At 40.6% G+C, this 15,146-nt stretch carries 2 protein-coding genes; both read left to right on the top strand.

Annotated elements, in window-relative coordinates:
• Positions 1 to 345 precede the first annotated feature (345 nt).
• Positions 346 to 6,756, top strand: coding sequence for a SpGH101 family endo-alpha-N-acetylgalactosaminidase (locus GEZ84_RS07805; protein ID WP_153224117.1), 6,411 nt, complete (start codon positions 346 to 348; stop codon positions 6,754 to 6,756).
• Positions 6,757 to 6,898: 142 nt separating this feature from the next.
• On the top strand, positions 6,899 to 15,085 hold the full coding sequence (locus tag GEZ84_RS07800) for an SIALI-17 repeat-containing surface protein (RefSeq protein WP_153224116.1): 8,187 nt from the start codon (positions 6,899 to 6,901) through the stop codon (positions 15,083 to 15,085).
• Positions 15,086 to 15,146 lie beyond the last annotated feature (61 nt).

Here is a 15,146-nt window from a genome sequence, read left to right as displayed (position 1 = left end):
TTGGATATCATTACGGTCTGAAAGTGTAAGGTGTTTATGTTTTGTCATAGTGAACCTCATTTCTAACTCAAACGTCTCACACTTAATTCCACCATAAAAATCCGTTTTAGACTAATTTCCACTTCGGTTGGGCAAGTGGAAGTTACTTTGAGAAGTTACCTTGAAATAAAAAATTAGTCATTTCCTATCTTTTCTATTGCTTTATTCCTTATTGTTTGTTATATTAAAAGTGTAATTATTTTTTATTTAATGATGTAAGTGTTACACTTTTTAGACAGAAAGGAGTATTTTTTCGAACAAGAAATGTAAACGCTTACGAAAGTCGATGAAAGGAATTAGGGGTTAATGGATAAACGATTTTTTGAAAAACGCTGCACATACAGTATTCGTAAATTTGCACTAGGTGCTGCTTCAGTTATGATTGGGGCTAGTTTTTTTGCTACTGCTCCAGTAATGGCTAACACACCAACAGTTGGCTCAACAGATAATTTGCCAAGTGAACTGGCTGATTTGGATAAAAAAGCGAGCGATAATGGACGAGAGTTCGATAAGGAAGCTGTAGTAGCAAATCCAGGTTCTGCTGAAACAACAGATGGACCAAAAACTGAAGAAGAGTTATTAGCTCTTGAAAAGAAAAACAAAGAAACTACTGACAAGTTGCCGAAAGAATTGGAAGGCAAAGTTGAAAAAGCTACTGATAATGGTAAAGAGGTAAATAAAGACCAATTAGCGCAAGATACTGGTAGTCTAGTTCCTGAAGATGTTGCCAAAACAAAAAATGGAGAATTGAACTATGGCGCTACTGTTAAGATTAAGACTCCATCAGGAGAAGGTAGTGGTATTGTCATTGGTAAGGATCTTGTTTTGACTGTTTCTCACAACTTTATCAAGGATCAACAAGATGGAAATATTCGTAAGGTTGTGGATAATGATAAAGGGGATGGTGATATTTTTAGTATATCCTACCCTGGTTTAGATGATGTAAAATTTAGTAAAAAAGATGTGATTCACTGGGATCGGGATGGCTATCTAAAGGGTTATAAGAACGATTTGGCTCTTGTAAGATTGCGTACAGTTCTTGAAAATGCTCCTGTAGAAGTTACTGAAAAGCCGGTTGTTAAGAAAGTTGGGGATAAAGTCAATATGTTTGGCTATCCTGCTGGTAAGTTGGCGCCAGTTATTAACACTGCTGTGGATTTTGCTGAATCTTATGGTGAAGGTGTTCAAGGAGTTGGCTATCAAGGTGGACAACCAGGTGCTAGCGGTGGCGGTATCTTTGATACGGATGGTAAATTGATTGGGGTTCATCAAAATGGTGTGGTTGGAGTCCGTAGTGGAGGTATCCTTTTCTCTCCAGCTCAATTAAAATGGATTCAAGATCATATTAAGGGAATCTCTAGTTCAAAACCAGCGAATTTAGAGGAAACTGAAAAACCAATTGAAGAAAAACCAAAAGAAGATAAGCCGAAAGAAGAAAAACCAGCGACAGCTAAGCCAGAGACACCAACGGAAGTTACTCCTGAATGGCAAACTGTAGCAAGAAAAGAACAACAAGGGACTGTAGCCATTCGTGAGGAAAATGGTGTTCGATACAATAAGTTGTCTTCAACAGATCAAAATGACAATGCCAGCAAACCAGCCTTGTTTGAAAAACAAGGATTGACTGTGGATGCGAATGGGAATGCGAATGTAGATCTCACTTTCAAAGAAGAATCTGAAACAGGCAAATCACGTTTTGGTGTTTTCTTGAAATTTAAAGATACAAACAATAATGTCTTTGTTGGATATGATAAATCAGGTTGGTTCTGGGAATACAAGACACCAGGTAATAGCACATGGTATCAGGGTGGTCGTGTTGCAGCTCCAGTAAATGGCTCAGTGAATCATCTGACTATTAGCTTAAAATCAGATGGTCAGCTGAATGCAACAAATAATGATGTAAAACTTTTTGATACGGTTACTTTGCCAGCTGCTGTTAATGAAAATCTTAAAAATGAAAAGAAAATCTTACTTAAAGCTGGTACATATGGTGCTGAAAAGACAGTTGTAAATATTAAGACTGACAATCAAGACGGAGTTCAAGCTACTGAAGCTACTGCTGAAAAAGAAACTGGTGCGGTGGTAGATGATAGTAAAGTGACTTATGATACCATCCAGTCTAAGGCCCTAAAAGCAGTGATTGACCAAGCCTTTCCACGTGTCAAGGAATATACTTTGAATGGTCATACTTTGACAGGACAGGTTCAACAACTTAAGAAAATATTGGTAAACAATCACGAAATTACACCTGAAGTCACCTATAAGAAGATCAATGATACTACTGCAGAGTACTTGATGAAGCTTCGTGATGAGAAGAATTTCATCAATGCGGATATGACTGTTCGTTTGCAAGTAGTGGACAATCAATTGCACTTTGATGTAACCAAGATTGTCAACCACAACCAAGTTACTCCAGGTCAGAAGATTGATGATGAAAGAAAACTTCTCTCCTCTATCAATTTCTTAGGGAACTCACTTGTGTCGGTTTCAAGCGACCAAGCTGGGGCTAAGTTTGATGGGGCAACCATGTCAAACAACACTCATATCAGTGGAGATGATCATATTGCTGTAACCAATCCAATGAAAGATTTGGCTAAGGGTTACATGTATGGTTTTGTTTCTACAGATAAGCTTGCTGCAGGTGTTTGGAGCAACTCTCAAAACAGCTACGGTGGTGGTTCGAATGACTGGACTCGTTTGACAGCATTCAAACAAACTGTTGGAAATACAAACTATGTGGGAATTCAAAGCTCTGAATGGCAATGGGAAAAAGCTTATAAGGGCATTGTCTTCCCAGAATATACGAAGGAACTTCCAAGTGCCAAGGTTGTGATCACTGAAGATGCTAATGCGGATAAGAAAGTGGACTGGCAAGATGGTGCCATTGCTTATCGTAGTATCATGAACAACCCTCAAGGTTGGGAAAAGGTTAAGGATATCACAGCATATCGTATCGCGATGAACTTTGGTTCTCAAGCACAAAACCCATTCCTTATGACCTTAGATGGTATCAAGAAAATCAATCTCCATACAGATGGTCTTGGACAAGGTGTTCTCCTTAAAGGGTATGGTAGTGAAGGTCATGACTCAGGCCACTTGAACTATGCTGATATTGGTAAACGTATTGGTGGTGTCGAAGACTTCAAGGCTTTGATTGAGAAAGCGAAGAAATATGGAGCTCATCTAGGTATCCATGTTAACGCTTCTGAAACTTATCCTGAGTCTAAATACTTTAACGAAAATATTCTTCGTAAGAATTCAGATGGCAGCTACAGCTATGGTTGGAACTGGCTAGATCAAGGTATTAACATTGATGCTGCTTATGACTTGGCGCATGGTCGCTTAGCTCGCTGGGAAGAATTGAAAAACAAACTTGGTGAAGGTCTTGACTTTATCTATGTGGACGTTTGGGGCAATGGGCAATCAGGTGATAATGGTGCCTGGGCTACCCACGTTCTTGCTAAAGAAATTAACAAACAAGGCTGGCGCTTTGCGATCGAGTGGGGTCATGGTGGTGAATACGACTCTACCTTCCAACACTGGGCAGCTGACTTGACCTATGGTGGCTACACTAATAAAGGTATCAACAGTGCTATCACGCGCTTTATCCGCAACCACCAAAAAGATTCTTGGGTTGGGGATTACAGAAGTTACGGTGGAGCAGCTAACTATCCACTTCTAGGTGGTTACAGCATGAAAGACTTTGAAGGTTGGCAAGGAAGAAGTGACTACAATGGCTATGTAACCAACTTGTTTGCTCATGATGTCATGACCAAGTACTTCCAACACTTCACTGTAAGCAAGTGGGAAAATGGTACACCAGTCACTATGTCTGATAACGGTAGCACCTATAAATGGACTCCAGAAATGCGAGTGGAATTGGTAGATGCTGATAATAACAAAGTTGTTGTGACTCGTAAGTCAAATGATGTCAATAGCCCGCAATACCGTGAACGTACAGTGACTCTCAATGGACGTGTCATCCAAGATGGTTCAGCTTACTTGACTCCTTGGAACTGGGATGCAAATGGTAAAAAACTTCCTGCTGATAAGGAAAAAATGTACTACTTCAATACGCAAGCTGGTGCAACAACTTGGACACTTCCAAACGATTGGGCAAAGAACAAGGTTTACCTTTATAAACTAACTGACCAAGGTAAGACTGAAGAACAGGAAGTAGCTGTGAAAGATGGTAAGATTACCCTTAATCTTACTGCAAATCAACCATATGTTCTCTACCGTTCAAAACAAACCAATCCTGAAATGTCATGGAGTGAAGGTATGCATATCTATGACCAAGGATTTAACAGTGGAACTTTAAAACACTGGACTATTTCTGGTGATGCTTCTAAGGCAGAAATTGTCAAATCACAAGGCGCAAATGAAATGCTTCGTATCCAAGGCAATAAGAGCACAGTCAGCCTTACTCAGAAACTGACTGGCTTGAAACCAAATACTAAGTATGCTGTTTATGTCGGTGTTGATAACCGTAGTAATGCTAAAGCAAGTATCACAGTGAATACTGGTGAAAAAGAAGTGACTAGCTATACCAATAAGTCACTAGCTCTTAACTATGTCAAGGCCTATGCCCATAATACTCGTCGTGACAATGCTACAGTTGACGATACAAGTTACTTCCAAAACATGTATGCCTTCTTTACAACAGGTTCAGATGTATCAAATGTCACTCTTACTTTGAGTCGTGAAGCTGGTGATGAAGCAACTTACTTTGATGAAATTCGTACCTTTGAAAACAATTCAAGTATGTACGGAGATAATCATGATACAGCTAAAGGAACATTTAAACAAGACTTTGAAAATGTTGCTCAAGGCATTTTCCCATTTGTAATTGGTGGTATCGAAGGAGTTGAGGATAATCGTACTCACTTATCTGAAAAACATGATCCATATACACAACGTGATTGGAATGGTAAGAAAGTCGATGATGTCATCGAAGGAAATTGGTCATTGAAGACAAATGGGCTAGTTAGCCGTCGTAACTTGGTTTACCAAACAATTCCTCAAAACTTCCGTTTTGAAGCTGGTAAGACTTATCGTGTAACCTTTGAATACGAAGCGGGCTCTGACAATACCTATGCCTTTGTAGTCGGTAAGGGAGAATTCCAGTCAGGTCGTCGCGGTAATCAAGCAAGCAATTTGGAAATGCATGAATTGCCAAATACTTGGACAGATTCTAAGAAAGCTAAGAAGGTAACCTTCCTCGTAACAGGTGCAGAAACAGGCGATACTTGGGTAGGTATCTACTCAACTGGTAACGCAAGCAATACTCGTGGAGATTCTGGTGGAAATGCTAACTTCCGTGGTTACAATGACTTCATTATGGATAAACTTCAAATCGAGGAAATCACGTTAACTGGTAAGATGTTGACAGAAAATGCTCTGAAGAATTACTTGCCAACAGTTGCTATGACTAACTATACTAAGAAATCTATGGATGCCTTGAAGGAAGCTGTCTTTAACCTCAGTCAAGCAGATGATGACATTAGTGTAGAAGAAGCGCGTGCTGAAATTTCTAAGATTGATGCTCTGAAGAATGCCTTGGTACAAAAGAAAACAGCCTTGGTAGCAGAAGACTTTGAAAGTCTAAATGCTCCAGCGCAAGCGGGAGAAGATTTAGCAAATGCCTTTGATGGTAACTTATCAAGTCTATGGCATACGTCTTGGAATGGTGGAGATGTTGGCAAACCTGCAACTATGGTCTTGAAAGAAGCGACAGAAATCACTGGATTCCGTTATGTGCCACGTGGATCAGGATCAAATGGTAACTTGCGTGATGTGAAACTGGTTGTGACAGATGAGTCTGGTAAAGAACATACTTTCACTGCAACTGATTGGCCAGATAACAATAAACCAAAAGATATTGATTTTGGTAAGACAATCAAGGCTAAGAAAATTGTTTTGACAAGTACTAAGACTTATGGAGACGGTGGTGATAAATATCAAGCTGCTGCTGAGTTAATCTTTAGTCGTCCACAGGTTGCAGAAACAGCTCTTGATTTGTCAGGTTATGAAACAGCTTTAGCGAAAGCTCAAAAATTGACCAGCAAAGAAAATCAAGAGGAGGTAGCAAGTGTAGTAGCTAGCATGAAATATGCTACGGATAACCATCTCTTGACTGAAAGAATGGTTGCCTACTTTGCAGAATATCTCAACCAACTACAAGATCAGACTGCTAAACCAGATGCTCCTACAAGTAGCAAAGGTGAAGAGGTGGCACCGATTCTTGAAGTGCCTGAGTATAAAGGCCCGCTTGGAACAGCGGGTGAGGAAGCAGCACCAATTCTTGAGGTACCTGAGTATAATGGCCCAGTTGGAACAGCAGGTGAAGAAGCAGTTGTTAATGAAGTTCCAGAATACAAAGGCGGTGCGAATGCAGTAGAAGCAGCTATCAATGAAGTTCCAGAATACAAAGGTGGCGCTAATGCAGTAGAAGCTTTGGTAAACGAAAAGCCAGCCTACACAGGACTATTGGCTACGGCAGGCGATCAAGCAGCACCAACTGTTGAAAAACCTGAGTATCAGATTAGTCAATTGGGCCAAGGAAAATTTGCAGAATCTAAAACTTCAGTTTCAACAGAAGAGCAGAAGAGATTGCCAGAAACAGGAGAAAGCCAATCTGATACAGCTATCTTCCTAGCTGGCGTCAGTCTTGCCTTATCTGCTGCTGTCCTTGCAACAAAACGTAAAGAAAATTAAAGAAGACTGGATTTTAGAGTTTAAAGGAACTAGAATTCAGACAGAAATAACTTAGTTGGAGAGAACCTCTAGGTTCTCTCCATTTTTAAATGGGAAATGAGACCGCTTACTCTAATAAGTGGATGAAAGGAATAGGAGAAAAATGGATAGACATTTTTTTGAAAGACGCTGTCACTATAGTATTCGAAAATTTGCAATTGGTGCAGCCTCTGTAATGATCGGTGCCAGTATCTTTGGTGCAAATGTAGTGCAAGCTGCAGAGACAGGTGGAACTCCTGAGAAAGAAGGAACAATCACACAAGCTCAGCCCCTAGATAAGTTGCCAGACGATTTAGCAGCTGTTTTAAAGAAAGCTGAATCAGAAGCAACGGCAGATGCAGGACATGAAGAAAATCATGAAAATACTGCAGGAACAAGTCCTTCAACAACTGAAGAAACAAGTCCAGCAACAACTCCAACAGCTCCCAAACCAGCTGAGACTCTGAAGCCATCTGAAACACCAAAAGCAGATTCTAAACCTGTAGAACCAGCTACACCTACACTCAAACCAGTTGAAAAGCAGATTGAGGATAGGGAAGACCGTAACCATTTAGAAGGTGCTACAGCCCAAGCTAATAACTATGAAACTGGCACTCCGTATACAGCTGACAAGGCAGTGGACGGTAATCCGGATACTCGCTGGGCAACTAATCAAAATATTGAAAAGCCAACCTTTGAATTAACGCTGCCAAAAACAACATTAATTAGACATGTGGAAATTGATTGGGATCGTCGCGTTCGCAATGGTCAAAATGATCCAAATATCAAATCTTGGAGCCTCTACTATGCAGGTCAAGATGATGTAAATGCTAGTGGAGAAAAACAATGGAAGCTAGCTCATACCAAGACTGGAGAACCTGTTTTAGATGAGAAAGTTGACTTAGCTAATAGTATTCAAGCTAAATATCTCAAGTTAGAAATCAATGACTATCAAGCGGGCACAATGGGCTGGAGAAACGTTGGTATTCAAGAAATTCGAGCTTATTCGAATATTCCTGATACAAGTAAGGTAACGGATATCCGTCAGGTTACAGAATTGACTGTAGCTAAAGATGGACAGTCTCTTGTCTTGCCAACTCTACCAGGAAAAGTCAGTCTTATCGGTAGCAACAAACAAGGTGTGATTGACCTTCAAAATCACATTTATAAGCCTCTGACTAATCAACGCGTTAAGGTTATGGTAGAGCAAATCAAAGATTCACATACCTTTACTAAAGAATTTGAAGTAGTCATCAAGGGGTTACATCAGGATGAAGGTGTGGGTGTTAAACCAAAAGTAGCACCAGCTGTTCAACAATGGTATGGAAAAGAAGGTCAATCTTCTATCACTTCGGATACAGTTCTTGCGACAGGAGATTCAGGCTTTGATCAGGCTGCAACCTTCTACCAGTCAGACCTTGCAAGCCGTGGATTGGAACTTGCGACAGGTGACAAGCAGGCTCAAAAACGAATTGAATTTAAAAAAGTTGAAAATAAGGGTTATGGTAAGGAAGGCTATGGCCTCACTATCCAAGATGGTGTCATTACCATCGAAGCTGCAACGAACACAGGGGCCTTCTATGCTACTCGTACTCTTCTTCAAATGGGGGAAAGCAATCTCCAAAATGGAGAAATTCGTGATTTCCCAAGCTTTAGTCACCGTGGCTTTATGCTAGATACAGGTCGTAAATTTATTCCTTATGATACCCTTGTAGACATCATGCTCAACATGGCTTACTACAAGATGAACGACTTGCAGTTGCACCTCAACGATAACTATATCTTCCTAAAGGAACACTTGGCAGGTAAGAACCTAACACAAGAAGAAGAGCTTAAGTACGTTCTAGAACATGCTAAGACAGGTTTCCGTGTAGAGACAGATATTGTCGGTAAGAATGGTCAAAAATTAACATCAGATGAGCATTACACCAAGGAAGAAATGCAAAATCTGATTAAACTTGCTAAGGCCTTGCATATCAATCTAGTTCCAGAAATTGACACGCCAGGTCATGCTCTGTCATTTGTCAAAGTTCGTCCAGACCTCATGTATCAAGGTAGTCTGAGCGATTACAGAGGTAAACATAACGTAGAGCGCGTAGCCATGCTTGACCTAGATAATAAATACGATGAAACGCTAGCTTTTGTCAAATCAGTTTATGACAAACTTCTTGATGGTCCAGATGCACCACTTCATGGGGTATCTACTGTTCATATCGGAACGGATGAATACTACGGAAGTAGAGAAAGTTATCGTCGTTATGTCAATGACCTTATTAAATACATTAAAGGGAAAGGCTATACACCTCGTATTTGGGGTTCACTCAGCGCGAAACGAGGTAAAACAGCGGTTGATTGGAAAGATGTAGAAGTTGATATCTGGAGTATTAGCTGGCAGCAACCAAAAGAAGCTATTGCTCAGGGAGCTAAGATTATTAATATCACAGATATCCCAACATATAGCGTTCCGAATGGGGATAATCGTCAAACAGCTTATGGTGATTATGCTAACTATGAAACTCAATATAATGGCTGGACACCAAACGATTTCAGAACTGGTCATGGTCCACTACTAGAAGCTTCTAATCCAAACATCATTGGAGGTGGTCACGCAGTTTGGAATGATAATATTGATCTTCATGAGACAGGTTTGACATCTTATGATATCTTTAAACGCTTCTTTAAGAGCATGCAAACAACTGCAGAGCGCACTTGGGGATCTGACCGTGCGGCTGCGACCTTTGCAGAACGTACCCTACCAACGAGCCCTTATGCGCCACAGTCAAATCCTGACAGAGAGATTGGTCAAAGTGACTTGTTTACCATCAATCCTGATACAGTGAAGAGCTATGCAAGTAAGAAGGTGAAGACAAGCGAGCAAGGATTGGCTTTTGAGAAAGATAGCAGTATCGAAGGCCTGGCAGGTGACGTTGGTCCAAGTCATGTCTTGAAGTTTGATGTAACTGTCACTGGAGACGGTGAACAAACCTTCTCAACAAGTGGAGATAACCGTATCTATCTAGCTGATAAAGACGGCTATCTTGCTTATCAATTTGAACAGTTCCATATCCAATTCAAGAAAAAACTTGAAAAGAACAAACGTTATCAAATCTCTATTGTGACCAAACCACAATCAACGGAATTCTATGTGGATGGTGAGAAGATTGAACGTATCGCAAATCCATCTCACCCTCGCTTTGCCCACAATAGCTTGGTTCTACCTCTTGAAAGCATCGGTGGGTTCAAAGGAATTTTACATAGTGCAGAGTTGTCAGATAAACCATTTGTAAATCCTCGTTTGATCCCAACAAATCATTTCACAGTTTCTGCAACTAGTCAAGAAACTCCAGGAACAGCGACTGAAGGAGTTGTTGAAAAAGCCTTTGACAATGATCCAAACACATTCTGGCATACTAAATGGACTGGTGATACTGCTCCGTACACTCTTTCCATGACCTTGAAAGAAGCAGAAAAAGTCAATGGTTTGACTTATCTTCCACGTCCAGGTGGTGGTAATGGTGTCGTGACATCTTATGAAATCTATGCTCAAAAAGATGGTCAAATGGTTAAAGTTGCTTCAGGAACTTGGGAAAACAATGCTAAAGAGAAAACAGTGAACTTTGATGCAGTTGAAACGGATAAGGTAGAATTTAAAGTTTTATCAGGTGTTGCAGGATTTGGTAGTGCTGCAGAAATTCAACTTCTGAAACCAGTTTCTACTAACAAGGCAGAAGAGCCAGCTACTCCAAAAACACCTAAAGTTGAGGAGATGGGTGACGGTACAACTGAACTTACTGATAGTTTTGTAGCTAGCAAGCCAACAAGTGATGAAGCAGTTGCTGCAGCAGCCCAAAGTCAAGATTACCTTAAGAAAGAGTACAAAGTCTTCCCAACACCACAAAAAGTAACTTATAATGACGGTGTAACGAAACTTCATAAACAAGTCAATCTTGTTATGGGGGAAAATTTGGATATCTATACTCGCAACCGCTTGAAGAGTGTTCTACAAGCTCATCAAATCTCATACACAAGCAGTCAAACAGCAGTGGCTGGTGCTACCAATATCTATCTTGGTGTTCATGGTCAAGAGTCACAGGCTGAAAAAGAGATGCCAAATCTTTCTAAAGGACTCTTTGATAAAATTGATGCTTATGCTTTGTCCATCAAGAACAATACAATCTCTATAGTTGGTAAGGATACAGATGCTGTCTTCTACGGTTTGACAACTCTCAAACACATGCTTAATGAGAGCGCAGCACCAGTCTTACGTAATGTAACAGTGGAAGACTACGCTGAAATTAAGAACCGTGGCTTTATCGAAGGTTACTATGGAAATCCTTGGAGTAATGCTGATCGTGCAGAATTGATGCGTTATGGTGGTGACTTGAAGTTGACTCAATACTTCTTTGCACCAAAAGATGATCCATACCACAACAAGAAATGGCGTGAACTCTATCCAGAAGAAAAATTAGCTGAAATCCGTGAATTGGCGCGTGTCGGAAACCAAAACAAGACTCGTTATGTGTGGACCATCCATCCATTCATGAATAACCGTATCCGTTTTGGCAACGATGCTGACTACCAAAAAGACCTTGAAACTATTAAAGCTAAATTCACTCAATTGATGGATGTCGGTGTTCGTGAGTTCGGTATTTTGGCCGATGATGCCCCAAGTCCAGTTGGTGGCTACAATAGCTACAACCGCTTGATGAAGGACATGACAGACTGGTTGACTGAAAAACAAGCAACTTATGGTGGCCTTCGTAAGGAAATGATCTTTGTCCCAGGTCAATATTGGGGTAATGGCCGTGAAGATGAGTTGAAAGCACTCAATGAAAATCTTCCAACTTCAACCTCTATGACCCTTACTGGTGGTAAGATCTGGGGTGAAGTATCCGAAAGCTTCCTCTCTAACCTTAAGAACAACCTGACTGCAGGTGGTAAGACCTATCGTCCAGTTTCTCTATGGGTCAATTGGCCTGTTACAGATAACTCTAAACAACACTTAATCTTAGGTGGTGGTGAGAAATTCCTTCATCCAAATGTTGATCCTAGTCTTCTTTCAGGTATCATGTTGAACCCAATGCAACAATCTGAGCCTTCTAAGATTGCCCTCTTCTCTGAAGCCCAATATGCATGGAAACAATGGAAGTCAGAAGAAGAAGCCAAGAAAGTCAACGATATAGCCTTCAACTTTGTTGAAAACGGTAAGTTTACAGATAGTGAAGCATCTATTGCCTTCCGTGAGCTTGGTAAACATATGATCAACCAAAACATGGATGGTCGTGTTGTGAAATTGGAAGAGTCTGTTGAACTTGCTCCGAAATTGGCAACATTTATGTCTAAGTTGAAAGCAGGTCAAGATGTCAGCGCAGAGCGTGAAGGATTGCGTGCGGAATTTGCTAAACTAAAAGCTGCAGCTCAACTTTATAAAGCATCTGGTGATGAAAAGATGCGTGCTCAAATCCATTATTGGTTGGACAATACCATTGACCAAATGGATGCCTTGAGTGCTCTCCTTGATGGTACAGAAGCTATTGCTACAAATGACTCTGCAAAACTTTGGGATAGTTACTATAAGGGCTTGAAACTCTACGAACAATCACAAACTTATACCTTCCACTATGTAGACCATGATGAAAAAGCTGAGTTAGGTGTTCAACATATCCGTCCATTCTTGCTTGGACTGCGTGAAATCTTGGCAACAGAAGTTCAAAAAGCCTTGCATCCAGACCAAGTTATCAGTACCTTTATCACAAACCGTACAGGTGTAGAAGGCGGACTGGCTGAGGTAACTGATGGAGATTTGGGAACTCATGCATTAATCAAATCGCCAAACAGTATCAAGACTGGTGATTACATTGGCTTGAAATTTAACAAAGCTGTTCCACTCCAAAACTTGACCTTTGCAATGGGAACTCAAGCAAATCCTCGTGATACCTTTAACAATGCTAAGGTTGAGTATCTCAATGAAAATGATGAGTGGGTAACACTTTCAGAACCAAGCTACACTGGAAATGAATCTCTTATTAAATATGAAAAACTCAATATTCGTGCCAAGGCTGTTCGAATGATTGCGACTTCAGATCGTGATAATACTTGGTTTGCTGTAAGAGAAATTGCTGTTAACCGCCCTGTGGAAGTTACTCGTGCTAAACAGGCAGCTACTGTGACGATTAGTCCAAATCTTATGTACAAGTACAATACGACAGTTGGTCAGATTACAGACGGTCGTGACAATACTGAAGCCATGCTTGCGAATGCTGATCGAACTGATACAACTCCAGTAAATAGTTGGGTACAACTAGACTTAGGCGAAGTCAAACCTGTGACTAAGGTTCGTCTCCATCAAGGTTCAGGAGATAAATTAGCAGAAGGTGTTCTTGAATATTCTGCAGATGGTAACTCATGGCAAGAATTGGATCGCTTGACTGGTGAACAAACCAAAGAAATCGAAACTCCAATTTCAGCTCGCTATGTCCGTATTCGCAACACTAAGAATACCAACCTATGGTGGCGTATAGCTGACTTTTCGGTTGAAACACGTGCAGGCAATAGCCAATTGACTGATACAAACGTTGAAAACTTGAAGTCAACTCCAGTTTATGACAGCCTAGGTCGTTATAATATGCAAATTCCGAGCGGAAGCAAGCTTCCAGCTCATAGTTACTTGGGTATGAAACTTGATCGTCTTCACCAAGCTGAGCTTATTCAAGCAGTTGGTACAGAAAATCCATCCCTCAATTTGGAATACTCTCCAAATGCCCAAGAATGGTATCCAGCTGATCAAGTGACAGATAAGTCCTTGGTACGTTATGTTCGTTTGGTCAACAAGACTGACCAAGAACAAGCAGTGACAGCAACCTCTCTACTTGTTCAGACAAAAGAAGTTCAACCAACCACACTTGATTCGACATCAATGGGAATCCATCCAACATATGGTAGCAATGATGTTCGTAAGATTAAGAACTTGGATCAATTGTTCGATGGAGTTTATAATAACTTTGTAGAATTCTCAGACTATGCTCGTAAAGACGGTCATATCACCTTGAAACTTGGTAGCGAACGTGACATTAAGAAAATTAGAGCTTATATTCAAGATGGAACTCAAAATTATCTGCGTGATGGTAAGATTCAAGTCAGTCAAGATGGCAAGACTTGGACAGATCTTGTGACAGTTGGTGACGGTGTTACTAATGAGACACGTGATGATTCCTTGACAGATGGTTGGACACATGATTCTAAGATGCCAGGAAACCGCTACATCGAGGGTGAACATGCAAGTCCAGTTAAAGCCAATTATCTCCGTGTTCTATTTACAGCTAACTATGATGCTCGTTTTGTAGGCTTCACTGAGTTGGTTATCAATGATGGCGAATTCGTGAAACCAATTAATGACCCAACTGTTCAAGGAAACAGTGGTGAAAGCCAAGGTAATCTCTATACCAACCTTGTAGATGGTAAGGTATTGACTAGCTATAAGGCTGAGAAAGAACAAGGTGAGCTGGTCTACCACTTGTCAGAACCGACAGATGTGAACCATATCCGACTTGTTTCAAGTCTTCCGCAAGGAGTGAAGGCTCGAGTATTGGCTCGAACTCTTAAATCAGATAAAAGAGATTCTTGGTCAGAAATAGGTGAGATTACCTCAAGCTTCCAAACATTTACTGTCAGAGATAAATCTCCATTATTGGATGTGAAACTTGTTTGGGAAGGAGGTAAACCAGAGTTCTACGAAATGACGACATTCCACCAAGAACTTCCAGAAGAACCAGCCAAACCAGATCCAAATACAAGTAAGGGCGATGAACCAGCTTCAGTAGTAGAAGTCCCAGAATTTACTGGTGGAGTAAACGCAGTTGAGGCAGCTACCCATGAAGTTCCAGAGTATACTGAATCTATGGGAGACCCAAGCAAGCTACCATCACCAGTAGTAGAAGTCCCAGAATTTATCGGTGGAGTAAATGGTGTCGAAGCCGCTGTTCATGAAGTACCAGAATATAAAGGAACAGCAAGCCATCAAGCAACTCCAACAGAGGAAAACTTGGAAGATTCGGTTGATAAAGTTGATGGAGATAAGATGAGCAATGGCAATAGTAATGTTGAAACTACTGTTGAAGAGTCCGATGAATTTGCAAGTGTATCAGTGAAAACGGATCAAGCCCAAAAACAAGAACAACCACAATCATCGATTTCTAAAGTTAAAGATCAACTTCCAGCAACAGGTGGAAAAGAATCAGCTGCTTTAGCCTTGTTAGGTGGTCTTGGATTAGTTCTCTCTGCCGCTTTTGTCAAAAAAGGGAAAAAGAATTAAGAATTCGAAAAAGAGTTATTCAATAATCCTAGATAAACATTAATGTCACAATAAAACCACA

The sequence above is a fragment of the Streptococcus mitis genome (assembly GCF_009496155.1).
In the GTDB taxonomy this organism is placed as follows: Bacteria; Bacillota; Bacilli; order Lactobacillales; family Streptococcaceae; genus Streptococcus; species Streptococcus mitis_BQ.
The sequence above is the reverse complement of the archived record's forward strand: the minus strand, read 5'-3'. Positions and strand labels throughout refer to the sequence as shown.